A 24,395-nucleotide genomic window follows, 5' to 3' on the forward strand; every position below is an offset into this window, starting at 1 on the left:
TTTCACGAAAATTTTCCCGGAGGATAGGTGGGTTTGATGGAATATTCACTCCCTTCTGTCTCTGAGAGAAACTCCATCACAATCCCTGGACTATCTCCTTGCAGGTGAGGCGTATAACTACGACGCACGTTTTCTGGCGATACCTGAATCCGAGGGACATACATCCAATCAGGAGCTTTTACCACAATCTTGCCATCTAACCGGGCGCAAACACCGTAATTCGTGGCGACTAGCATCGTTTCTCGCAATCGCCCTGTCACTTCTAAACTTTCGCTCAATGCGGCGGCTAATGTTGGCTGATTAATATTATCCACTGGCTCATCGGGTAAGGGAAAATCATCCGGTAGCTTCTCCCAGGTAATTTTAGGCTTGCTGGTTACCGTTGTCATCGCGTAGTCTCTCCCTATCCATAAGCTCTATTGTATAGCGCTACGCGCTAGGGAATAGGGAATAGGCAACACCTCGGCTTACTTCGGCTTACTTCAGCTTCGCTCAGTAACATGCTCGGTACAAGTCGCTCAGGGTCAAAGCGATTTGAATTTTTCTTTTATGTCCTAACTAGAGTGCGTAGTGCTATAGATATAGCAACCGCCATAGCGGTTAGGACACATCATTTATGTAGAGACGCGCCATGGCGCGTCTCTACAATGGTGCCGAAAGTCCTAATCAATGTGTTTACTGCTATAAGTAAGGAGCGCGATCGCACAACTTGATACACTAAGAAAACAGTGGATAGCGTGGCTCTATCAGATCAAACGACCAAGGAATGACTGGGAATGGCAGAGGATTTTTCAGTTGATCAGCTTTTGGACAAAATGAGCGAAGCCTACGAAGATGCCGGAAAGGACACGGGACAGTGTAATGTATTGGTCATTGGCAAAACAGGTGTGGGCAAAAGTACGCTGATTAATGCGATTTTCCAATCTCGTTTAGCCGAAACTGGGGTGGGCTACCCAGTAACCCAAACTATCCGACGCTACCGGAAAAAAGGCTGTCCGATAACGGTTTATGATACCCCTGGACTTGAACTCAATCCCGAACAGATTCAACAGGTGCGCTTAGATGTCGCGGAACTTATCGACACGCAACGGTTACAAGCCGCCCCAGAGCATATTCATGTGATTTGGTACTGTTTAGAACATGAGGCGGGACGGTTTGATGAAGTCGAGGAAGCATGGCTGAAGATGCTCAACTTGCAAGATGTACCGATTATTTTAGTCTTAACCCAAACCTTAACCCGAAAGCGCAGCGAGTTTCAAGTCTTTTTAGATAGCAAAAATTTACCCGTTTCTCAAATTGTTGCGGTTCTTGCTCAACCTAAACCCATCGATGATGAGTATACAATTAAAGCCCATGGTTTAGACCATCTGGTCGAAGTCACGGCTAATCTTTTGTCTACTGAAGCACGTAAGGCATTTCTGAGAGAACAGAGTCGCAATATTACCTTAAAAGCCGGGGAAGCGTTTAAATATGTGACCGGATATGTGGCGGGTTCTGCATTAGTCGGCGCGTCTCCGATTCCTTTTTCTGATGCACCAATATTAGTTACCATGCAAACCGTGATGCTAGCAAATATCACGGCTATCTTTGGCTTACCCTTTGATCGCGCTTTTACCAGCACCGTACTCTCAACCATTGTTGGAGTGGGTGGTGTGGCAACCGTTGGCAGATCGATCGCGGCGAATTTACTTAAAATGATACCGGGTGCTGGGACAATTGTAGGTGGTGCCATTTCCGCCTCTACCGCCGCCGCGTTAACCTTGGCGCTGGGTTTAGCTTATATCGAGTCTCTCAAATATTACCTGAAACGTAAACTGGAGGGACACGAAATTCCCCTCTCTGAACTGGCAAAAATCATTCTAGAACAATATAAATTCTATGCCCGAACGGGTCAGAAAACCCTGAAAGAGGAACCCATAACCCCCCCTCGTCAAATTGATATTGAATAAGTAAGTAGGTGGGGACAATTAAAGTTAACGGCGGAGAACTCGCTGTCCTTGAGAAGCAAGCTACGTCATTTGTCATTGGGGGTGTGGTTTGTTCTTACTTTTCACGGGATCTGGAAAACCTCTCTCCAAACCTCTCTCCTACAAGGAGAGAGGCTTTGAATTCTCCCCCTGCTTCCCCTGCTTCCCCTGCTCCCCCTGCTCTTCCTATCTACTACGTTTGAGCGCAACTCAGTATGAATGGCGGAGTCTGGGTTACAGCGCTAACCTTGACGCAAAAGAGGTTTTATGTTAAAGAGAAAGTAGATAGTCTCAAGCTTCTGGTTTAGAAGTAATCAATTGTGACTGATGAACGACTTACTCAAGATCAGTTAACGCAACTCGTTGCTGAGGTGGATCAATTAGCCAGACGCCACGAGGCTGAAATTGACCGTCAACAAGTTCAACAGATTTTGCAGGAATTGAATCTACCACCAGAGTTGCTGGATGAAGCGCTAATCCAGCTACGTCGTCGTCAAGCGTTAGCCGTTCAACAAAAACGGAATCGCTGGATTGGGATAGGAGTAGGGGTGGCGATAGTGAGTGCGATCGCGGCTTCTACGGTATTCATTGTAAATCGTCACCGTGCGATCGCGGCAGTGTCTGCTTCTGGAAGTTGCATAACCTCAAATCCCAAAACCTGTGAACCGATATTGGAGATTAATCGCCAAGAGATAGTCTACCGCGTTACCTTACAAGACGCACCTGTGGGACAAAAGCTTTCCTTACAGTGTGATTGGATTAACCCTAATGGTCAAATCGTGCATCAGAATCGTTATCAAACCAGTAAAATTGACCGAGAGGTTTGGTCTACCTATTGTCGTCATACCTTGGGTTCTACTGCAACCCTGGGGGATTGGCAAGTGCGGATGAGAGTAGGCGATCGCGCACTCGACCAATCATCGTTTACAGTTAAATAATCGGCACTATTCGCTATTTCCCAAATCATCGGGCTCAATACCTAACTCTCGTAATCGTGCGGCTAATTCTTGAACCCGTCGTTTAGCCGTTTCAGCTTCCTGTTTCGCCATTTCTGTTTCTTGTCTGGCGGCTTCTGTTTCTTGTCTGGCTATTTCAGCTTCTTGTCTGGCGACTTCACTTTCTTGTCTGGCGGCTTCCGTTTCTTGTCTCGCCACCTCTGTTTCTTCAGTGGGTAAAGGAATCCAAGTTCCCTCCAGTGTCATCCACCGTAGCCACAGTCGGTTAAACCCGCGAAAATTACCTTGCCATACGCCTAAACTTAATCCTAACTCCGGTACAGATAAACATCCTTGAGTCAAGTCTACGGATTCATAATGACCCCCAACCAGATGAAAAGCTTGCCATTCATTCGTATAGCGACTAAAAATCACATAGTAAGGAATCCGCAGAATCTCTTCATAAACTCGCCACTTTGTCAGCGGGTGTCCTAATTCGCTTTCAGTTTGACCTAAATCTTCATCTTCCGTACCTGGTGACAATAACTCCACCACAATAAACGGATTCACCCGTTCTTGCCAACACACATAACTCAAACGCATATCGCGTTCCTGATAAAGCCTGGGTACACCCACAACGCCGAACCAATCCGGACGTTTATACCAGTTGGGATGAGTCGGGTCATAATAGAGATTCAAATCACAAGCACTAAACACTCGTTCTGGATACCAATTAGTCGGTGAAAACGTCAAATACAGTAACAACGGCTGCAAAAAATGGAACTCATCAGGCAAACCAGGTTCCTCCGGATTTTCGCTAGGTAAATCATACATCGTTGGCAAAGTTTGCCACGGGGGAAGTGGGGGGTCAGTTTGGCGGGGTAACTGAGTCATTTTCTAACGAGAGTTATTGATAAAATCTCTTCCACTATCTTAACGGTTCCTAGTCAGGGATGCGAGCCTATTATCGTGTTGGGTTGCCAATATCCGACAAAATAACAACTGGTTTAATTCTTCTAAATTAAGGTAAATAGCACGCTGCTTAAACCTGGTGGGGCATTGCCCCGCCTACGGTATATCTAAAGATTTCAGCGAGCCAAAAGTATTGATTTTAGTGCCATTACAATTCAGGTGTTTTCTTAAACATCGCTCAACGTTTGTTCACCTAACTTAAAGACGAAATGAAGCAAGCCTAAAATTTCTTCAAGATGAGCAATACCATAGAGTAACGTTTCATAAACACTGCCTTGAGATGTCAGCTTATAAAACCGCCAGCCATCGCCGTTCGTCACCACTCCCAAAACATCAATATCCTTACCGATTCGGCAATTTTGCCATTGACAGGCTTGCATTTCGACCAAACATTGAGCCAATCCTTGTTCAAAGTCATCCTTTTTGGCTTCGACGATACATAAAAATGGCGTTTCTAAATAGCGTTTACGTTCAGCAATTAAATAATCAACATTACCGCTTGTTGTATTCCCTTCTAAACTAGCCCCTTTCCAAATTTTTAGCCGACCCAGTCCTTCAAGTGCTTCCTCGCAAAGGGCATCAATAATAAGCTTCTTGGATTCTTCATGGCTTTCCAAGTCAAAACGTTGTAACCTTGCCCACCGTTGTTGAAAAAAATCGCTAGGTTTAATTGGCTGAAACTCAATCTGCCAAGGGATTAGATCGATGAGGTTAATTTGCTTAAATGCCTGAGTTTTGTTAAAACTATAAAAATTTTTCTTCTTGATTTTTTTATCCATCAGAGGGTTGCAAATTGAGTCAATAATTTTTATTTTATACTATAGGGTTTGTAGTTGCGCTGTCTTCGCCATAAAGCTCACGGGTAGATCAGTAACTTGAACGGTAGATTGGGTATAGATGTGACCATTGAATCGGGCGCACGTCACTCATCCGCGTCAACTTAAGAGGAAACGCAAGCTAAGTGAGACGAAAGAATCTCGCTGCCTTAAAAATAACCCCCCTTAATCCCCCGTGCAACAAAAAGCGAAGCATCTGCTGGCTTCCCCCTTTCAAAGGGAAGAGGGGGATTCAAAGGGAGGAACGAGGGGGGTAGGGGGGAAATGTTCCCTCCCCTTGATAAGGGGAGGGTTAGGGTGGGATCAGATCAAGGTATTGCTTTCTTTTTTAGCTTAAGTTGACACCAATGCACGTCACTGCGCCCCTACAGTTTCTGGATGGAATTCTAATTCATTTTGCTTAAGTGTGACACACCACTACGATATATTAAAGTGCGTATTTCAGTGCTATTGTACTTAAATTAATTCAAGATTCAATTATTGTGAGTAATCCCTATCAATTTATCGGCTATTGGGGTATAGATTCACCCGATAAACTGGAAGCGACGTTAACCAAAATTCTCGTTGCCGCGACAGGTTTAGAAACCTCAACACGATTGAAATATCACCTTAACAAAGTCCCTGTAAAGGGTAGGTTAAATTGGTGTGTTGGTTATATTGGCAGTAATCCGACTAATTCCTTCACAAATGAAGACGGTATCATCGCCGCGTTGTCCGCTTCTGGTTTTCACGACTCAGCTGATGCTTGGGTTAAGGTAGAAAATAATTATCTAACTTTAGGACGCGAACCCTTTGGACGTGTGCCGCTTTATTGGACAAAACAGGCAAATATTATCTGGTTTGCGTCTCAATTACAGCTATTATTACCCCTACTAAAAACAGTTGAGGTGAATCATCATGGGTTGTATGGCTATAGCTGTTTTTCTTATGTTCCCACACCGTTGACGCCAGTATCTACTATTTTTTCCGTAGCGGCTGGAACCCTAGAAACCTGGCAAATTACCTCTGAACAAGACTTAACCCATAGCACTCACCGTTATTATCAATGGCAATCTGCCTCTGTACTGATTCACGATGAAGACGAAGCCGTATCTCAACTGCAAAGCCTGTTAAAAAATGCCGTTCATCGACAACTGGAAAATTTGCCCAGTGAACCTGTTGGCGTTTTTCTCTCTGGCGGGTTAGATTCATCTACAATAGCGGCATTATTAGTGCAAGCGGGAGTTAAGGTTAAGGCATATACCTTAGATTTTGGGTTAGCGGGTGTCTCAGAAGTACCCTATGCGGAACAGGTGGCTGACTATCTGCATATTCCTCTAGTTAAAGTTGATGCCACACCCCGGCGAATTAAGCAAGCGATTCAAGCGACAGCGACGGCGTTAGATTTACCTTTTGGCGATGGGGTAACGGTTCCTTTATATCTGTTGTGTCAAGCCGCCAGTCAAGAGACAAAAGTGATTTTTAATGGGGAAGGGGGCGACCAACTTTTTGCTGGATGGACAAATAAACCGCTAATTGCCGCCGGGGTTTATCATCAAGAACATCCTGGCGGACATAGCAATTTTAGCCAACAGTATTTGCGAACCTTTCACCGTCTCTGGGGATATGAGGAGCGAGTATTTCAGCATCAGGTAAACCAGGCGTTATCGGTACACCCAGAACAATGGTTAGCCGAAGCGTTAGATGCTCAGTTTACCACTACCCTATTAGACCGATTGCGTCGGGCGACGTTAATGTTAAAAGGCGCTCAAAACATCCATCCACGGGCGACTAACTTAGCATTCTCTCATGGATTGTGGGTGCGATCGCCCTTTTGTGACATTCCGTTATCCGAGTGGACATTTCAGGTACCGGGGGAGTTCTACCTGCGGGGTGCTTGTGAAAAATATATCCTCAAACGTGCAGTGGAATCTTGGTTACCGTCAGAGGTGGTGTGGCGGGAAAAACGGGGGATGGGAGTGCCGTTAACGGCGTGGTGTTTCAATGAGTTATGGTCTGAGGTAGGATATTGGTTAAATTCGGGTATTTTAGAAGCTGAAGGACGATGGCAACCGCAATTACCCCTGCAACTGATTAAAGGGGAATTTAGCGCCTATTTGCGAGGGCGACGAGTGGGTGAGATTCTCTGGTTATTGCTGATGTGGCAAGTTTGGCGTAGGAGGGTGTTAAATGAAACGGTGTCTGGGTATTCTGGGTTACATCCCTTTTGGTTACCGTCTCGGTTTTGGCGATGGTATTGGAAATTACGGGATGAGGTATGAATATTTATAGCACTACGCATTGAGGTTAGGACAATAACATTGAGTGAAAAGGCAACAGGCAACAGGGTAATGTCCTAACGTATCTTCGTAGTGCTATATGCCATCAGGTCGCCCCTACAAGCGCTCTTCAGGTATCACCAATAACATAAACGAATGACAAATAACAAAATTACCCGTTCCTTGACCCATGATAATCAGTGAAGTTTTAAACCAATACGCCACCGGAAGACGTGATTTCAGAGGCGCAAACTTGAACGGTCAATTCTTTCAAGGACAAGACCTCTCTGGGGCAGATTTTAGTGAAGCGGATATCCGAAGGACAAATTTTACCAATGCTACGTTGACGGGTACGAACTTTAGCGGTGCTAAGGCGGGACTACAACCTTTTTGGGCAACAGTTTTGGTTATCGGCTTATGGATACTGGCAGGGATATCCGGAATTTTTTCAGGATTCGCTAGTGGTTTTGTCATATTCATTTTTGATAACAGGCGTCCCGAATACATTCTGGCTGGCTGGGTGAGTTTAATCATGCTGGTCGTTTTGTTTTTCGTCATCCTCCGCAAAGGTTTAGTCGCTGTCGCTGTGCCTGGAGCGTTGGCTGGAGCTTTGGTTTTCGCTTTCGCTGTCACTGAAGATGGAGTTGTCGCTGTCGCTGTTGCTGTTGCTGTTGCTGTCGCTGTTGCTGTAATTTTCGTTTTCACTGTCGTTTTCGCCGTCGCTGTCCCCAGAGCTTTGGCTCTCGCAGTGGTTTTGGCTGGAGCTTTCGCAGTGGTTTTGGCTGGAGCTTTCGCTGTCGCTGGATTTGTCGCCTTTGCTGGAGCTTGCACTGTGGTTTTCGCTGTCGCTTTCGCTTTGGCTTTCGCTGTTGTTTTCGCTTTTACTGTCGCTGCCGCTGGCACTTTGGCTGGAGCTTTCGCTGTCGCTTTGGCTGGAGCTTTCGCTTTCATAGGAGTTTTCGCTGTCGCTTTCCCTATGGCTTGGAATGGACCTTTCGCTTTCTCCGGACCTTTCAATTTCGCTGTCGCTGCTGCTTTCGCTGTCGCGTTCACTCTCGTGCTGTTTAGTGCTGACATTGGCTGGGAAGCAATCCTGGGAGATGAGAAAAATGCTTGGATTCGGGGAGGGGCAATTGCCTTTGCAGCTATCGACGGTACCAGCTTTCGCCATGCGGACTTAACTGATGCTGATTTCACAGAAGCTACCCTCAAAAGTACTGACTTGAGACAGGCTACGCTTATTCGTACTTGTTTTTATCACACCAAACAACTTGATCAGGTTCGCCCTGGTATAACTTATATTAAAGATGCTCAGGTGCGACAACTGCTAATTACCCGACAGGGACAAGCTCAGAACTTTGACCGCTACAACCTGCGCGGTGTCAACTTACAAGGGGCAAACTTAGCCGATGCTAGTTTTATCGGTGCTGATTTAAGCGAAGCCAACTTGCAAGATACGGACTTATCCAGAGCCAAACTCGTCCAAACCCAACTCGATTACACCGACTTAACCGGAGCTACATTAACAGGTGCTTGTATTGAAGATTGGGGTATCACTCCAGAAACCCAACTCAATGGTATCAAGTGTGATTATGTCTTCATGCGCCTAGCCGATAACCTTGACCCCAATCCCCACCGCAAACCAGATGATTGGAATAAGAACTTTGAAGATGGCGAATTTGCCGACTTCATTGCACCCATGGTACAAACCCGGGTCTTCCGTAGTTAGTGTACTAAATTGTTAGTTTAATTTGCCAGAATATTGGAAAGCAATAGCTTTAACCATTTTTACCCGAATTTCAATTTGTTTTGAGGTGGTTAAAGTCTACAGTCCTTGTGTGGTAGGCTTCCTGATTCATTAAAGTTGATAGTTTAGCACACTAAGTCCGGAAGACCCATTTTTTACAATCTATAAAACATTGCAAGCTTTGCCATCGGGAAATTTAGAACGACTTTTAAGGGAGAAAAATGAACAAGTTAAAAAGGAAATAGGTTGGCTGGAAACAACACTTAAGGAATACTAAACTATTATAATTGTTAAGAATCTATGATAGATTAAGCATTTTAAGGCACTTAGGTGCTATTGGTACACCTAAATGTTGAGGAATGTAGGGACGCAAGCCTTACGCCCTCACATCAGAACAAAGGGCGACCCGACAAAATTGATAGGAAAAGAGTTGTTCATTGATGCAGGCGGGTCGCCCCTACAAACACCGATATCACCAATGACGAATAACCAATGACTCATGACGAATGACCAAGAATTACTGAATATCTACGGTTCACCCCTCTATGTTTATCAAGGCGATCGCATACGGGATACAATTCGTTATATCTCTTACGCTGTCCCCTATCCGCGCACTCGGTTCCAGTTTGCCAGCGTGACGAATGGTAATATCGCGTTGCTGCAAATCTTCCAGCAAGAGGGGTGGGGACTTCATGCAAACACCCCCGGAGATATTTATTTAGGTTTAAAGGCGGGATTCACCCCGGATAAAATTGTTTACAGTGGCAGTAATTTAAATTATCCAGAAATGGAGCAAGTGCTTCACTGGGGAATTACGACCTTAAATTTAGATAGTATTTCCCAATTAGATTTATGCTGTCAAGTCTATCACGCCTTAAATTCTAAATTACCCCGATTAAACTTAGGATTACGGTTAAATGTACCCGAATTAACTGGGGATAGCCGCATCGGGGTTAGACCCGAAGAATTCCCCGATGCGCTGAACCTTACTCAATCAGCCGGATTACAACTCAAAGGTATCCATTTCTATCGCGGAACTGGAACCAATGCAACCAAAGCTTTTACCCAAGTAATTGATTCCTTATGCGAGATTGGTCAACAATTACCGGATTGGAACTATTTAGACTTTGGCGGTGGATTTGGTTATCCCTATCAGGGGAATGGCGTCGCTTTTGATTGGCAAGGATTTGGTCAGGCGATAACTCAGAAACTTGAGACAATTGGCAGACCTATAGACTTAATTATAGAACCTGGACGTGCCGCGATCGCAGGATGTGCGTCCTTGTTAGCGAAAGTCGTTTCCGTCAAGTGGCAAAATGGGAAACAAATTATCGGTGTTGATACCACAGTAGCAAATTTATCCGTTCCTTCGGTACATGGTGGCTATCGAAAAATTATCAGTTTCACCGATACCCAGGGTGAACTGTATCCCACCGATGTGTGTGGAAATACCACCTATTCACGGGATTACTTGGGGCGCAACTGTCAACTCCCCGCCTTAAAGATTGGAGATGTTATCGCGATTCTCGATAGCGGTGCTTACGGATATGCGATGTCGTCCCATTTCTTACACCGTCCTCGTCCGGCTGAGGTTTTAGTCGAACAAGGAACTCACCGATTAATCAGAAAACGGGAAGATTATAGTGTTTTGTTAAAAAATCAGTTATTTGCTTAATTTCCCAGGTGCGTAGGGGCGCACTGACGTGCGCCCTTTACCTAATGTGCGCCTTAGTAAACCTCAAAATTTTTTTTAACGCAGAGGGACGCAGAGATTGACGCAGAGGGACGCAGAGGAATGGAGAGGAATGGAGAGTATGTGAGTGAATTTTTTAGCCAATTACAGAAATAGTTAAAAATACAAATTGCCTAATTATGAAATGTATTCAATGTCAAACTGATAATAATCTCAAAGACCGCACCGCCAATCAAGGACGCTGCAAAAATTGCGGTCATCCCTTTGCCTTTGAACCCACAACTATGGGTCAAACCAAAATCACTGATCCATTTTTTGCCAAAGCTATCTCGGATCTCTCAGTAAATGGGAGTCTATACTTTACCCCTCAACAATTATACTACCTTATCAACAAGAGAATTAAACGCAAGAGCAACAATATTGTCCTGCAAATATTTGCCTGGATTCTGATTGTTATTATTCCTTACATCGGAATCCCGCTCTTAATTTTTGCCTGTTACCAAATCAGCAATTCTGCCAATACGCTCAGAAGAGTCCGTAATCGCAATGCTAGATATTTACAAATTATTGGTGGATTTTTGCTTCTCTATGGAATTTTATTTCTTTTATTCTTTACCGTCGATGGTAGTGGAGGTAACTGGCTGATTTTTTGCCAATTTGCGATAACTATTATTGTCGGTATGTTATCGTTCTATTTAGGAATTCGACAGTCGCGTCGCCAAAGCACATTCTTCCAAACCGTTTCGATTACACTGAGTAAATTCCAAAGTTGGTTAGAACGGTGGCAACAAATTAATGGCACAGTTGAACAACTTTTACCCTCTCCGAATCAGAAACGTTTACCCACATCCATTAATCCGGATATCACCGCTTATAGTTTTGACCGAGTTGTCGTCTGTGATAGTGCCACAATTGCTCAACTGCTGATTGCTAATAATTTTCACTTTGAAAATAACTGTGCGGTGCTAAGTATTACTGGGTATCCCCAAGGCATTTTTTCAACGGTATTAGACATGCTGAGACGCAATCCCGAATTAAAGGTTTACGCCCTACATAATGCCAGTCCTCATGGTATCACCCTGATTCATAACCTGCAAACAAGTTCCAATTGGTTTGCTGATAGTACCGTCACCATTTATGATTTAGGATTACTTCCACGTCATGTCTTAAATAGTCGCAATCTTTTTATTCAATCCTCCCCACAGTCAGCAGAAGAGGCGGAACAATTAGGGTTAGAGGTACGACTAGACTTATCGGGTGAAGAATTTGCCTGGTTAAAATCCGGGAATTTTGTCGAGTTGGAATCATTTACACCGCAACGACTATTACAGATAGTGACTCAAGGAATTAACCGGAGTCAAATTAGCACAGGGGGGAGAGATTCAGTATTTATAGACGTTGAGAGTGAGAGTAGTAGTAGTGATGTTTATTTGGTTGCATCCGACAGTTTTGGTTAAAAATTACAAGCCAATTCCCCCCTTTTGAAGGGGGATTTAGGGGGATCTAAACTGTATTTAATGAAAACTAACAGGGTGAAAGATATTTGACGGTAAAATCGGGCGCACGTCGGTGCGCCCCTACGGTTACTAATTTTAGTATTTCCGTTTATTCAACCGTTTAATCGTTTTATAACTGTCTCGACTAATCGTAACAATCATCTCATCGCCTCCCTGTAATACCTCATCGGCTTGGGGAAATCGAATTTGCCGCCCATTGGCTTTATATAACACTAACCCCGCCACTTCTAACTGATTCTGTAACTCAGCAAAGCGTATCCCATCCAACTGACTCTGGGATGTAATCAGAAGTTTTGTGGTTAAAAACACCTCATTTTGCACCCGTGTGGTACTAATAATATTTTCATCATGGGCGGCTTGGGCAAATGTCGGTGCGGCTAATGTGGATGTGGAAAACACCAGTTTAAGATTAAATCCATTCTGAATTTTTCGGGCTAAGGTTTGGTCATAAATTCTCAATACTATCCGCACATTTGGCTCAATTTCCTGCGCGGTTAATGCACCTTCTAAATTAGCCAAATCATTATCCGTACAAAAAATAATGGCTTTGCACTTAGCAACCGCTGCTTTAGTTAGGGTTTCGGCTTGACAAATATCACCGATAATGTAGGGAATATTTTGATTTTGCAAGAGATCAATCTGTGTCTCTTCATTTTTCTCAATCACCAGAACCGAATCCCCTAACAGTAACAACGTGTCGAGTATCTTTTGTCCAACTTTACCAAAGCCGCAGATAATTACATGATTTTCCATCTTATACGTTTTTTTTCCTGTTATCTCCAAGAGCTTATTCTTAATTAACCGATCCACCACTAAACTAAATAGAATGGCATAGCCCCCAGCCCCTGATAACATCAGGTATATCCCATAAATTTTAATTCCTAACGGTGCAGCAGCTAAATTAAAATCCCCGAACCCAATGGTGGTGACAATCGTGACAACAAAATAAACGGCATCAATATAACTGATAGATAAACCATAATGAAAAACGAATACTCCTAAAACAATGTTCGTGAGTAAGAGAAGAGTAAAATAGGTGGGAGAGTTGAGCCGCATTGAAGGGGGTGAAAAAGTACGGTAGAGACACGCCATGGCACGTCTTGTCGGGGCAGTTTTAGCTATTATCGTCTTTGGACACCCTGATATTATAAAACCCGCCCCAAGTTGTGAGTCATATAATTATTTGTAGCAATCACCAGAATCATTGTTACCTTAAATAGATGCAGTTTCAGCAAATCACAATAACAAATCATATCATTTCCGCTTTTTCCAGAATCCCCTAAAATCTGCCACGCCAACCTTTAACCCCCTCCGCGTACCTCTGCGTTTTCCTCTGCGTCCTCTGCGTTAAAAAAATACAATCTCGATGTCACCCATTTGCCCCCAACCCAAACACATCAATTCAGCCAATATTCCAAACTCACCAACAACCAAAGTTTAACCCCATACCGCCTCCAGGTATCTCCCCGATACTCAATCCAATCGCGAATTACTGACTGATTTAAATAAGGCGCGATCGCGGATTTTTTGGACAACAACAATGCCTTGGTTTGTCGTTGCCAATAGTGGCGGAACCAAAACTGCACTGGAACCATCATCCCGCTTTTGGGTCGCTGAATAATCTCCCTAGGTAAGAGATCGGCAACCGCTTGCTTGAGAACGGCTTTCTCCTGATTCCCTGCTAGTTTATATTCCGGCGGAATTTCCATTGCCATTTGCACAATTCGCTGGTCAAATAAGGGAGAACGCCCATCTAATCCAGCGGAACGGGTCAGATTATTCACCTTGGTTAAAATATGATCCGCACCTTTAAATTTAATATTAAGCCCCATTAACCGATTCAAATACTGTGCTGATGAAAACAAATCCGTCTCAAAGACAGAGGGTACAGAGTTAACCGCGTCCCATATTTCAGCTTGAAACAACCTCGGCAAATCTGGAGCGCATTTTTTAAAGGAGTTCAAATAAGCCGCTACTAAATTAGGATTATTTTCCGGAGAACCATATAACTGCTTGAGTAACATTGGCTGATTTTTCGGTCCGCCAAAACAAGGATCTCCCCCTTCACCATTGAGGATAATCGTAACCGCTTCCTTCGCTAGTTGCGCTAACAAATAATTGGGAACCGTTAACGGATCACCAATCGGATCATCCAACTGTGCCATGGTTATCGGTAATTGTTGCCACATCTGTTCTGGAGTAATTTCTAAGATATGGTGTTGCGTGTGGCAATGATGGGCAACTAAATTGGAAAAGTCTAATTCATTGGGACAATTGGCGCCAAAATGAATCGAGTAGGTATGAACCGGATGCTGATGAAACTTAGCCGTGAGTGCGGTGATGCAACTGGAATCTAATCCCCCCGATAAATAAACCCCCACCGATTCATTGGTAGGTAAGTAACTCTGAACTACTTGATCGAGGCGCGATCGCAACTGCTGAGAGTGCCATGATAAATTTTGCTGAGGATGGGTAATTTGCTCTTGCGGTTGCCAGTAATAGTTGGGTGGTCCATCAGGTAACTGCAACACCGTACCTGGACGTAATTCCCGCACCTGTTGCCAAAGCGTGCGTTCTCCAGGGACAAAAGCACAACACAAATAATCCCGCAACGCAACTAAATCCAAGTCGGCTGAATGGTAGGGGCGCAGGGTTCTCAACCGAGGCGCAATCCAGCAAGAGGAACCCACAATCGTATAATATAACGTCCGACCGCCGACGCGATCGCGCACCAACCACAACCTCTGACTCGGTTGATGCCAAATCGCTAGTCCAAATACCCCTTCCAGGTACTCTAAACAATCTTGTCCCCAGCGTTCCCACAGCAGCGCCACCAACCCTTGATCGGTTCCCCGCCAATCCCCAGGTTCAATTCCCACCTGTTGCAATAATCGGGCAGAATTACTTAACCAAATATCCCCCACCACCCCATACTCTGCTTGAGGACTAAAAGCGGGTTGAATCTGAGTTACCGCTAACTGGTTAGGAATCAAGAACGTACAATCAGGGGGTTCAGCGCGAAATTGCCCCCAGGCTAACAACCAACCTGGGTGAACCGAGGGAATGGGTTCCCTAACCTGTTGATCAGTTAATCGGGACAATAACCATCTCATAAGCTGTCATGCATTTAAATTGGGTATTAGTAGCGAGCAAGATGCTCGCACTACAAAGATTGCGCCATTATTGATATTAAGGTTTAAATGCCGAACAGCTTATCCAGTTGAATCCTTACCCTTCTAATGAGCGCCGTGCAGCCTCTAAAAGTAACCGTTGTTCTGCGCGAGCGATCGCATAATAAGTCGCTTCCACATCACTGACATCCACAGAAATAGACTGAATTCCCCATTCCACCAAGGATTCCACTACTTCCGGATACTGGGCTGGGGCTTGACCACATATTGCACAAGGAATCCCCGCCCCTTTTGCCATATCGATCAACTGCTTAATCGCTCCCATGACGGCGGGATGGCGTCCATCTAACGTTGAACCTAACTCCCCCAAATTGCGATCAGCAGCTAATAACAATTGCGTTAGATCATTCGTACCAATCGAGATTCCCTGCACCCCCGCTTTCACATAATCCGGCAGTAAAAACAGTATCGATGGCACTTCTGCCATAATCCAAAGTTGAAAATGAGGATTATCCATTAATCCTGCTTGTTCCACCCGACGGCGACAAAAGACAAACTCTTCAACCGTCCGCACAAATGGCAACATTAACTGAACATTACTATACCCCTGAGCATAAAGTTGATGTAATGCCGCCAGTTCCAAATCAAAACTCGTCGGATCATGTAAATAACGATAAGTCCCCCGCCGCCCCAACATTGCATTCACCACCGATAAGGTTGAACCATTCACATTCGACGTATCCCCATGGATCAATTCCGCTTCACCCCAATCCAGGGAACGATAAAATACAGGTCGTGGCATCAACGCCGCCGCAAACTGCATGATCAATTGGGCAAGGCGGGTGATTAACTCCTGTTTCCGCCCCTGTCGCAACCATTCCTGGGGGGGTTGATTATTCAATACGTCCAAAATCATCAATTCCGATCGCAATAAGCCAATCCCATCAATGGGTAAATCCCGAATTCGTTCCAGAGATTGGGTTTGGCTGAGATTCACCAACAATTGAGTCGCAATCGGAAATCGGTTATACTGCCTCTGTGATGGGGCATCGGCAAGGGTTTCCTGCTTCTCAATAGCGACATCTACGGCTTCTTCAAGCTGTTTAGCATCCCTGGCTAAACGTTGAATTTCGCCGCGATCGCCATCTACCAACAGTACCTCCCCCGTTTGTACCAATTGGGTAATCCCAGGAACATTAACCACCGCTGGAATCCCCAATTCTCTCGCCACAATTGCCGCATGAGACGTCATTCCCCCCTGTTCCGTCACCACCCCTGCGGCTTGTCTTAATATAGGTAGCCAATCAGGAGCAATCGTTTGAGTCACTAAAATCCGATTCGGAGGGATAGTCCGCCAATTTTGTTCCTCCCCAATCATCACTTGCGCCACGGCTGTTACTTGTCCAGACGCCGCCGATAATCCTCGCAGTGACTGAGGTTGGGAGGGGAATGATTCAGCAGAAGAAGCAGACTGAGGGCGAAATTGAGTCACGTATAGCTGAGGTTCTGTCGTGTTGGGAATTTTACAAAGAGTCCAGTCAAAAGAAAAGGGGGGATTGAATTGGGTTTGCAGTTTTCTGGATAACGCCATAATCGGTTGCCAAGCGTTATCGTCCAAAACAAACTGCTGCTGTTCTCCTTGGCTGAGGGGATAAGCTTGCACGGCATTTCCTGTCGGTTCCGGGTTCAGCCGATAGGCGAGGGTTTTATTTCCTGGTTGACTTAGCAAAAGTTGATCGGTGGGAACCGCAATTTGATAGGTATCGGGTAAGACTTTACCCTGAGTAATTGCTATCCCTAGTCCCCAGGTGGCTTGGATCTGACAGAAATCAGATTTCGCCTGGAGAACGCCAGAGGCTAAAGTGTCATAGATCGGTTGTACCAGAACCGCTAAATTAATTTGATCCAGTCCCATGCCAACCCGTTGCCAGTAAAATAAGCTTTTGGCTCGAAACAATTCTGCCCACACCTGCTTTAAAGTATGGATCAGAGCATCCGGCTGTTTGCGGCAATAATGAGATGCTAAAAGTTCTGGAATCGGCGCAAACTCAGCCCAATCCTCACGGTTAACCGGATGAGTAGACATCGGCGTCCGCGATCGCACCTCAGGAAGTGACATAGAAGGCTGTAAAATCAGGGCGGGAGCGTCTAGAGTTGACCCTGCATCCAGAATCTGCGATCGCCAACCGTCTGATACAGTGGCAGAGGTAATCACTTGGCGAATATGTTGAGCAACCTGTTGCAACTGACGGGGATTATCAACATTCACGTACAACGAGGACTGGGGTAAATCGGCTAACAAGGGTTCTGATTGACTTAAATCAGCGATGACTTGCCAAAACGCGATCGCTGGAATCACAAAGCCGCGAATAACCGGATACCCTTGTTGCCCAAGTTGACTTAAGCCAAAGGCTTTCTCTCCCACCAGGGAACGTTGTGACAGTTGAATCTGATCCAGCCAGTAGAGATTGTCCACAATTTGCTTTGGAATACCACTCGCGGTTAAGTGATCTAGAATAACGGAAACTCGATTAGCCAACAGTGTTGAATGCGTAGGGGCGGGTTTAGGGAATCTCTTGTCGCTATTGATGATAACGTTTGTGCAAAACCCGCCCTAACCAAGTGTGTAGGGGCGGGTTTCACTACTATCGTTTTTGACCTCACCCAGATGTAACTAAACCCGCCCTGACTAAGGATTGACTTCTGTTTTCTGGGTTGCATGAGTAGAATTGCATAAGTCTTGTTAGGATAAATGTGAACAGTAGGTCTTGAATACTGGGTATGTCATCAACCTCAACCCCTCTACCCGATTCCCTCGCCAAAATTGTGCAGCGATTTAAGCGACGGACGAATCCTAAACAACGGTATGAACAGCTTCTCTGGTATGCCAAGAAGCTTCAGGATATGCCAGAAGCAGACAAAACACCGGAAAATAAAGTCCAAGGCTGCGTTTCCCAGGTTTACATCACTGCCAACCTAGAAGACGGCAAGGTATGGTATCAAGGAGATTCAGACGCCCAGTTAGTCAAAGGGCTAGTGGCGCTGCTGATTGAAGGGTTGAATGGGCTTCCCCCAGAGGACATTGTGGACGTGTCCCCAGAGTTTATCCAAGAAACCGGGTTAAATGTCAGCTTAACCCCCTCTCGTGCCAATGGCTTCTACAATATTTTCCAGACGATGAAGAAAAAAGCCCTGGGATTCAAACTAGCAACGAATCCTAGTTAGGGGTTGCTGAATAAGTGCTGTGGTGAGGGGGAGCGGGAGAATTCAAAGTCTCTCTCCTTGTAGGAGAGAGGTTTGGAGAGAGGTTTTCCAGATCCCGTGAAAAGTAAGAACCTACTGGCGTGGCACAGCTAAAATGGTGGAACAGATTTCACCATTGAATCGGGCGCACGTCTGTGCGCCCCTACGGTTTCTGGACATAAGGTTAACTAACCTATCAAATGATGCGTCCTAACCGCTATGGCGATTGCTATATTATTAATGGGTGACACTGCGCTTAAGCACAAAAAAGAACGGTTGGGGTGAGCGTTTCAAATCCATAATTCCTAACACAGTATTGTCATCTACTTTCCGAAACGAGTCATTAATCGGCAAATGATCATAGATCATCGTGGCACTGACTTTTCCTCGATAGTCCATCATTCGGAGTCGCGCTTGACTTTCCTCAGTTTTCACAAAGGGTTTCAGGAAGGAATTCGTCAAGCTTAGCCAAGGTTTCAGAGAGTCATTTTTGAGAATTGGCAAATTAAAAAGTACGTTAATTGCTGTGGGATGGGGCGCAACCTTAAAAATTGTTCCCTGGCTATCTAAAAATAACAATGGGTGAACTGTCTCCGGATCAACAAATTCTTTTCCATACCAATTCAATGTTTCTAAGAAGCCATCCAGATGGTGATCAGTATGGAGTCCCGATCCTTGCCAACGACCAATCATAAAGTCTAAATCCACGGGTTCGAGAGCGTCAAATAATTGTAACGCTGTTTCGGTTGTCGTTTTCCCTGCGTTCAGAACCGACTGGCAGCTTTCTACTGTTTGCATGTTTTTAAGGATTGTGTAATGGTGGCGATCGCGAGTTGTTTAGCCTGTCTCCTACCCTGAAGTCCTCTTGCCTCTACCTTTCTTTTATCAAACCGTTGAAGCCCTTAATTGTCCACAGGCGGCGTCTTTTTCTAAACCGCGAGAACGACGCACACTGACGGCAATGTTATGCTGTTCTAATGCCTCAACAAAGGCTTGAATTCGCCGGGGACTAGGACGCTGATAATCCACTTCGCTAATTGGATTGTAGGGAATCAAATTAACGTGACTCTGAAATCCGCGTAGGTGTTGAGCTAATTCTATTCCATGTTCGGGTTGGTCATTTAGTCCGGCTAAAAGGATATATTCAAAGGTAACTCGGCGTCCGGTTATCTTGACATAATCCCGACATTCCTGTAGTAAATCAGCTAACGGATAGCGTTTAGCACTGGGAATCAATTGTTCGCGTAGTTGCTGATTAGAAGCGTGGAGACTGACAGCAAAGGTCAATTGCAGTTTATGTTTTGCCAGTTGACGAATGCGATCGCGAATGCCTACGGTGGAGATGGTCAGCGATCGCATACCAATGCCAATATCTTGATTGAGCGATCGCACAGCCGCGAGAACCGCCTCTAAATTCAGTAAGGGTTCTCCCATGCCCATAAATACAACATTACTCACCCGTTGCCCAAAATCCTCCTGAACCGTCAAAACTTGATCAACAATCTCGTGAGGGTGGAGATTCCGGGTAAATCCGCCTTTCCCCGTCGCACAAAAGTCACACGCCATGGGACAACCGACTTGGGAGGAGACGCAAACCGTTAACCGATTAGCAGTGGGAATCCCGACGGTTTCAATAATATTTCCATCTGCCAACCGCAGCAAATATTTGACCGTGCGATCGGGAGCCTGAGAGCGATAATGTAGAGTAGAACGACCAATGGGGACATCAACTAAGGCTTGCCGCCATGACTTGGAAAAGACTGAAATCTCACTAAGGCGTCGCACCCCTTTTTGATAAATCCAGTTATGAAGCTGGCGTCCCCGATAGGCAGGTTGTCCTTGCTGTTGTACCCAATGGGTTAACTCAGCCAAACTTGCTCCTAATAGCGGTGTTTTGGTTCCATTTAGCGGACTCTTTTCTGGGGATACGGGGGAATGGGAGGACGAGGTGACGGAGTAAGCCATAAGCCTGATAATTCTTTACTGCACTGATTGTTGATTTTGTCAAGATTAGTAGCCGGACTAGAGGTGAGATTGAGGCAGTCGGGTCTAGATCTAATTCTACCGCCTCAGTAAGAGTTGAGGTGGGAAACCATAGAGATAAAATGAAGGACGAATCAACCGAGAGAATAAATGGACTCGATTAAAATCGCCAAATTCTCTCTAAGTAGGTTAATAGAGATAAATCCAACTTCCGACAAGTCCTGTAACTATTCCTCAACCCCTTATATACACGAATGACAAATGACAAACGACAAAAACAAAGCCCAGCTAATTAAATGTCCAACTGGCATTCAGGGACTTGACGAAATTACCAATGGTGGATTACCTCAAGGGCGTCCTACATTACTATGCGGCAAAGCCGGCTGCGGTAAGACACTGATGGCAATGGAATTTCTGGTACATGGTGCCACGGAGTATCAGGAACCAGGTGTTTTCATTTCCTTTGAAGAGTCACCCGATGAACTGACGCAGAATGTCGCTTCCTTCGGTTGGGATTTAACAGCATTAGCTGATCAGAAGAAACTGGCGCTTCATTATGTGCATATTGATCGCACTCAGATCCAGGAAACTGGCGAATATGATCTCGAAGCCTTATTTATTCGTCTCGGCTATGCCATCGACTCAATTAATGCCAAGCGGGTTGTCTTAGACACCCTAGAGGTTTTATTTGCCGGATTGCAAAATAATGCGATCGTGCGTTCTGAATTGCGGCGACTGTTTCTGTGGCTTAAAGAAAAGGGCGTGACGGCGATTATTACGGGTGAAAGTGGTCAAAATACGCTCACTCGTCAGGGTTTAGAAGAATACGTTTCCGATTGTGTTATTTTCCTCAATCAACGGATCATCAATGAACTGGCAACACGACGATTACATATTGTCAAGTATCGCGGTTCTAGACATGGTACAAACGAATATCCATTCCTGATTGAAGACGACGGGATTTCTGTATTACCTCTCACCTCTGTGGGATTAGATTACCAGGTATCCAATGAGCGGATATCTACAGGCGTTGAGCGCTTGGATAGCATGCTGGGAGGTGCAGGCTATTTTCGTGGCAGCAGTATTCTGATTTCTGGTACAGCGGGAACAGGTAAGAGTTCACTGTGCGCCCATTTCGCTGAGGCAACTTGCTTGCGGGGAGAACGATGTCTCTACTTCGCCTTCGAGGAATCGGCTAGCCAGATTATCCGCAATATGCGATCAATTGGCATCGATTTAGAACCATCTGTACAAAAAGGTTTGTTAAAAATTCAAGCCATGCGTCCAACCTTTTATGGGTTAGAGATGCATTTAGTCAAAATTCATCGTTTTGTTAATAAGTTTAAACCCACCGTTGTGATCATCGATCCGATATCCAATCTGACGGATATCGGTAACTATATGCAAGTCAAATCATTTATGATGCGTCTGGTTGATTTCTTTAAAACGCTCCAAATCACCACGGTTTTGACCCATCTAAATTTAGGCGGAAATCCTCTGGAACAGACGGATTTAGGTATTTCCTCGTTAATGGATACATGGTTGCTGTTGCGGGATGACGAAAGTAGCGGTGAACGCAATCGTTTACTGTTTGTCCTGAAATCTCGCGGCATGAAACATTCTCATCAAGTCCGTGAATTTCGTTTGACAGATACAGGGGTGAAATTAGTAGATGTGTATCTGGGAGCAGGTGGTGTCATGGCGGGAACCGCACGAACCATCCAAGAATCACAAGAAAAGGCAGAGGCATTAGTTCGCCGACAAGCCATTGAACGTAAGCAACATGAAATCGAACGCAAACGCCAGATTATGGAAGTTCAGATTCAAGCGTTGCAAGCTGAATTTGAAACTCAAAAAGAAGAAATCGAGCAAATGATTCAGCAAGAGAAGTTGCGGGAGAAGACACTGATCCAAGATCGTCAACTAAGGGCGCAGATACGTGATTCTGATTCCCTAGAGGAGATGTAAGGATAAGAATTAATAAGTAATACATAATACATAATCAAAAAAAATGAATCCTTTAGCAGATCAGTTTTAGAGGAAGTCACGGTACAATGACTAGATTAGTATTATAGGGAGGCAAAACAGCATCGTCATGAATGATTTCGACAAAAATAATGACAAGTCGTCGGAGTTAATCGAAGACTCTCAATCTAGTTTAGATTCCTTGGTTAACCTGGAGGTAGAAACTTATGTTTTTCGTTTGTATGTTGCTCAAAATAATTTCAAATCGATCCAAGCGGTTAAAAATATAAAAAGCATCTGTGAAGAACACCTAAAAGGACGTTATGAACTGGAAATTATCGACATCTACGAAAATCCAGAACGTTTAGAACAAGAACAGATTTTTGCTGTACCAACTCTGATCAAAGAACTTCCTCCTCCTTTACAGCGTTTAATTGGGGATATGACCGATAAGGAAAAGGTTAAGATTTGCTTGAGTATTTGATCAATCAACATATTTTTAATACCAAGGGTCGATTAATTGATTGATTGAGTATAAACCTGCTCAGAATGGATGAGATTGAGCATTGATTAGAAAATTTTTCGATAAACTGGTAACATTATCAACACATACATAGACCTACAGCATCTAATCTGCCGTCTCATTAGAGAAAACAGCTAAACCGTGAAACCCAATCGTATTACTCCTGAACCTGGTCAAGAATCTGTCTGGGATTACCCACGTCCTCCTCGCCTAGAGGAGACAACAAAGCATATTCGGATAATCTTTAACGGGATCGCGATCGCAGATACCCGACGGGCAAAACGGGTATTGGAAACCAGCCATCCTCCCTGCTATTACATCCCACCGGAAGACATTAAACTAGAACATTTAGCCAAGACAGGGCGTAAAAGTTTTTGTGAATGGAAGGGAATGGCTGGATATGCCGACGTTGTGGTAGGTGACAAGCGGGCTGCCAATGCCGCCTGGTATTATCCTCAGCCAACTCCAGAGTTTGCTTCGATTAAAGATCACGTTAGCTTTTACGCCAGTAAAATGGACGCCTGCTATGTCGATGATGAATTAGTTCAATCTCAACCGGGGGACTTCTACGGGGGATGGATCACTAACGATATAGTCGGACCCTTCAAAGGTGGAGCCGGAACAATGGGATGGTAGAGTTAAAATGCTATCCAATCGGACATTTGTTTAGTCTCCGCCATACCCACGATGCTGCAAACCATACCTTCCCTGATCCTGGCGTTTCAATTTGCCTCTCCAGGACCCATTCTGGTGAAGCTAGGACCACTGACGATCCGGTGGTACGGTTTATTAATTGCGTCAGCCGTATTAATTGGAGTCAGTCTATCCCAATATTTAGCCAAACGCCGTAACGTCGATCCAAACGCGATCGCGGATTTAGCCATCTGGCTGGTGATTGGGGCAATTCCCTGTGCCAGACTTTACTATGTCTTGTTTGAATGGGAACAATACGCCCAACGCCCGGAAGATATTATTGCGATTTGGAAAGGGGGTATCGCCATTCACGGTGCTATTTTGGGTGGACTTGTCGCCACGATCATTTTTGCCCGGATTCAGAAACTATCGGTGTGGTTATTAGCCGATTTGGTTGTTCCTTCGCTAATTTTGGGGCAAGCTATTGGACGTTGGGGTAATTTCTTTAACTCAGAAGCCTTTGGCAGTCCCACAAATTTACCATGGAAACTGTATATTCCTCCCCAACAGCGCCCTCCAGGGTACATCAATTATCAATATTTCCATCCCACGTTTCTTTATGAGTCGCTGTGGAATTTATTGATTTTTGCCATACTGATCACCTTATTTTTTCGGGATTTGAAACGAAAACCGCACCTGAAAGTTGGCACATTGGCCCTAATTTATCTGGTGGGTTATAGTGCAGGTCGCATTTGGATTGAAGGATTACGAACGGATAGTCTGATGGTCGGACCTTTACGCATTGCTCAAATTGTCAGTTTAGTATCAATTCTCTTGGGATTGGCAGGTTTAGCATGGCTCTACTGGTTCCGTCGTCCTCTCCCAGATGTTGTACCACCAGAAAATCAGCAATGGGATACGGTTGCTGAGTAGCACAGGGTTCATTGGTGTCAATTTAACGCTAGAATACCATCTACATACAAGTTTAAACT

Annotated in this window: 18 protein-coding genes and 1 pseudogene; 11 read left to right on the forward strand and 8 right to left on the reverse strand. The window is 44.8% G+C overall.

All coding sequences use genetic code 11. The annotated features are described in order from the left end of the window. Positions 1-8: 8 nt before the first annotated feature. Positions 9-389, reverse strand: a pseudogene (locus RID53_RS21135) (Uma2 family endonuclease); the annotation flags it as partial. Positions 390-776: 387 nt separating this feature from the next. Here RID53_RS21135 and RID53_RS21140 point away from each other — a divergent pair. Further along, the gene (locus tag RID53_RS21140) at positions 777-1,949 is read left to right on the forward strand and encodes a GTPase (protein WP_446389965.1); all 1,173 of its coding nucleotides are present in this window, start codon (positions 777-779) and stop codon (positions 1,947-1,949) included. Positions 1,950-2,287: 338 nt separating this feature from the next. Next, positions 2,288-2,905 carry a DUF3859 domain-containing protein gene (locus RID53_RS21145; RefSeq protein WP_446389966.1) on the forward strand — a complete coding sequence of 206 codons (618 nt, stop codon included), beginning with the start codon at positions 2,288-2,290 and terminating at the stop codon, positions 2,903-2,905. 6 nt (positions 2,906-2,911) lie between these two features. Here RID53_RS21145 and RID53_RS21150 read toward each other — a convergent pair whose 3' ends face one another. Both RID53_RS21150 and RID53_RS21155 read right to left on the reverse strand, forming a co-directional pair. After that, positions 2,912-3,796 (reverse strand): Uma2 family endonuclease, encoded by an 885-nt coding sequence (locus tag RID53_RS21150; RefSeq protein ID WP_446389967.1) that lies wholly within the window; start codon positions 3,794-3,796, stop codon positions 2,912-2,914. A 245-nt stretch (positions 3,797-4,041) separates the two neighbouring features. Then, the gene (locus RID53_RS21155) at positions 4,042-4,653 is read right to left on the reverse strand and encodes a hypothetical protein (RefSeq protein WP_446389968.1); all 612 of its coding nucleotides are present in this window, start codon (positions 4,651-4,653) and stop codon (positions 4,042-4,044) included. A gap of 539 nt (positions 4,654-5,192) precedes the next feature. Here RID53_RS21155 and RID53_RS21160 point away from each other — a divergent pair. From RID53_RS21160 to RID53_RS21175, 4 genes are all read left to right on the forward strand, one after another. Beyond that, positions 5,193-6,971 carry an asparagine synthetase B family protein gene (locus RID53_RS21160; protein ID WP_446389969.1) on the forward strand — a complete coding sequence of 593 codons (1,779 nt, stop codon included), beginning with the start codon at positions 5,193-5,195 and terminating at the stop codon, positions 6,969-6,971. 187 nt (positions 6,972-7,158) lie between these two features. Continuing rightward, entirely contained in the window at positions 7,159-8,697 is a 1,539-nt protein-coding gene (locus tag RID53_RS21165) for a pentapeptide repeat-containing protein (RefSeq protein ID WP_446389970.1), read from the forward strand. Between the two features lie 517 nt (positions 8,698-9,214). Beyond that, on the forward strand, positions 9,215-10,390 hold the full coding sequence (locus RID53_RS21170; protein WP_446389971.1) for a diaminopimelate decarboxylase family protein: 1,176 nt from the start codon (positions 9,215-9,217) through the stop codon (positions 10,388-10,390). 197 nt (positions 10,391-10,587) lie between these two features. Then, a complete protein-coding gene (locus RID53_RS21175) occupies positions 10,588-11,865 on the forward strand; it encodes an MFS transporter permease (RefSeq protein WP_446389972.1) in 1,278 nt (425 codons plus the stop codon). Positions 11,866-12,000: 135 nt separating this feature from the next. Here the strand turns inward: RID53_RS21175 and RID53_RS21180 are convergent, their stop codons facing one another. From RID53_RS21180 to RID53_RS21190, 3 genes are all read right to left on the reverse strand, one after another. Next, complete coding sequence (locus RID53_RS21180; RefSeq protein ID WP_446389973.1) at positions 12,001-13,017, reverse strand: potassium channel family protein; 1,017 nt, start codon at positions 13,015-13,017, stop codon at positions 12,001-12,003. A 305-nt stretch (positions 13,018-13,322) separates the two neighbouring features. Continuing rightward, complete coding sequence (locus RID53_RS21185) at positions 13,323-15,038, reverse strand: asparagine synthetase B family protein (protein ID WP_446389974.1); 1,716 nt, start codon at positions 15,036-15,038, stop codon at positions 13,323-13,325. A gap of 115 nt (positions 15,039-15,153) precedes the next feature. Further along, a complete protein-coding gene (locus RID53_RS21190; RefSeq protein WP_446389975.1) occupies positions 15,154-17,595 on the reverse strand; it encodes a putative PEP-binding protein in 2,442 nt (813 codons plus the stop codon). 242 nt (positions 17,596-17,837) lie between these two features. Between RID53_RS21190 and RID53_RS21195 the strand changes: the two genes are divergently transcribed. Next, a complete protein-coding gene (locus RID53_RS21195) occupies positions 17,838-18,281 on the forward strand; it encodes a SufE family protein (RefSeq protein ID WP_006104027.1) in 444 nt (147 codons plus the stop codon). 255 nt (positions 18,282-18,536) lie between these two features. Here the strand turns inward: RID53_RS21195 and RID53_RS21200 are convergent, their stop codons facing one another. Then, positions 18,537-19,097 (reverse strand): DUF4334 domain-containing protein, encoded by a 561-nt coding sequence (locus RID53_RS21200; RefSeq protein ID WP_446389976.1) that lies wholly within the window; start codon positions 19,095-19,097, stop codon positions 18,537-18,539. 87 nt (positions 19,098-19,184) lie between these two features. Next, a complete protein-coding gene (gene rlmN, locus RID53_RS21205; protein ID WP_446389977.1) occupies positions 19,185-20,264 on the reverse strand; it encodes a 23S rRNA (adenine(2503)-C(2))-methyltransferase RlmN in 1,080 nt (359 codons plus the stop codon). Between the two features lie 279 nt (positions 20,265-20,543). Between rlmN and kaiC the strand changes: the two genes are divergently transcribed. The 4 genes from kaiC to lgt all read left to right on the forward strand — a co-directional run bounded on the left by kaiC (position 20,544) and on the right by lgt (position 24,336). After that, positions 20,544-22,250 (forward strand): circadian clock protein KaiC, encoded by a 1,707-nt coding sequence (gene kaiC, locus RID53_RS21210; protein WP_446389978.1) that lies wholly within the window; start codon positions 20,544-20,546, stop codon positions 22,248-22,250. Positions 22,251-22,377: 127 nt separating this feature from the next. After that, positions 22,378-22,731, forward strand: a complete 354-nt coding sequence (locus tag RID53_RS21215; RefSeq protein WP_446389979.1) for a circadian clock KaiB family protein — start codon at positions 22,378-22,380, stop codon at positions 22,729-22,731. Between the two features lie 180 nt (positions 22,732-22,911). Further along, positions 22,912-23,406, forward strand: a complete 495-nt coding sequence (locus RID53_RS21220) for a DUF427 domain-containing protein (protein ID WP_446389980.1) — start codon at positions 22,912-22,914, stop codon at positions 23,404-23,406. A 51-nt stretch (positions 23,407-23,457) separates the two neighbouring features. Continuing rightward, positions 23,458-24,336: a prolipoprotein diacylglyceryl transferase gene (gene lgt, locus RID53_RS21225; protein ID WP_446389981.1), complete on the forward strand. Its 879-nt coding sequence runs from the start codon at positions 23,458-23,460 to the stop codon at positions 24,334-24,336. Positions 24,337-24,395 lie beyond the last annotated feature (59 nt).

Source organism: Coleofasciculus sp. B1-GNL1-01 (assembly GCF_040220235.1).
Classification (GTDB): domain Bacteria; phylum Cyanobacteriota; class Cyanobacteriia; order Cyanobacteriales; family Coleofasciculaceae; genus Coleofasciculus.

What these genes read in the sequence shown, in the direction of transcription:
- RID53_RS21140 (WP_446389965.1), top strand. Translation starts at nt 777, where the DNA reads ATGGCAGAGGATTTTTCAGTTGATCAGCTTTTGGACAAAATGAGCGAA.
- RID53_RS21150 (WP_446389967.1), bottom strand. Translation starts at nt 3,796, where the DNA reads ATGACTCAGTTACCCCGCCAAACTGACCCCCCACTTCCCCCGTGGCAA.
- RID53_RS21155 (WP_446389968.1), bottom strand. Translation starts at nt 4,653, where the DNA reads ATGGATAAAAAAATCAAGAAGAAAAATTTTTATAGTTTTAACAAAACT.
- RID53_RS21165 (WP_446389970.1), top strand. Translation starts at nt 7,159, where the DNA reads ATGATAATCAGTGAAGTTTTAAACCAATACGCCACCGGAAGACGTGAT.
- RID53_RS21170 (WP_446389971.1), top strand. Translation starts at nt 9,215, where the DNA reads ATGACGAATGACCAAGAATTACTGAATATCTACGGTTCACCCCTCTAT.
- RID53_RS21175 (WP_446389972.1), top strand. Translation starts at nt 10,588, where the DNA reads ATGAAATGTATTCAATGTCAAACTGATAATAATCTCAAAGACCGCACC.
- RID53_RS21180 (WP_446389973.1), bottom strand. Translation starts at nt 13,017, where the DNA reads ATGGCGTGTCTCTACCGTACTTTTTCACCCCCTTCAATGCGGCTCAAC.
- RID53_RS21185 (WP_446389974.1), bottom strand. Translation starts at nt 15,038, where the DNA reads ATGAGATGGTTATTGTCCCGATTAACTGATCAACAGGTTAGGGAACCC.
- RID53_RS21195 (WP_006104027.1), top strand. Translation starts at nt 17,838, where the DNA reads ATGTCATCAACCTCAACCCCTCTACCCGATTCCCTCGCCAAAATTGTG.
- RID53_RS21200 (WP_446389976.1), bottom strand. Translation starts at nt 19,097, where the DNA reads ATGCAAACAGTAGAAAGCTGCCAGTCGGTTCTGAACGCAGGGAAAACG.
- rlmN (WP_446389977.1), bottom strand. Translation starts at nt 20,264, where the DNA reads ATGGCTTACTCCGTCACCTCGTCCTCCCATTCCCCCGTATCCCCAGAA.
- kaiC (WP_446389978.1), top strand. Translation starts at nt 20,544, where the DNA reads ATGACAAACGACAAAAACAAAGCCCAGCTAATTAAATGTCCAACTGGC.
- RID53_RS21215 (WP_446389979.1), top strand. Translation starts at nt 22,378, where the DNA reads ATGAATGATTTCGACAAAAATAATGACAAGTCGTCGGAGTTAATCGAA.
- lgt (WP_446389981.1), top strand. Translation starts at nt 23,458, where the DNA reads ATGCTGCAAACCATACCTTCCCTGATCCTGGCGTTTCAATTTGCCTCT.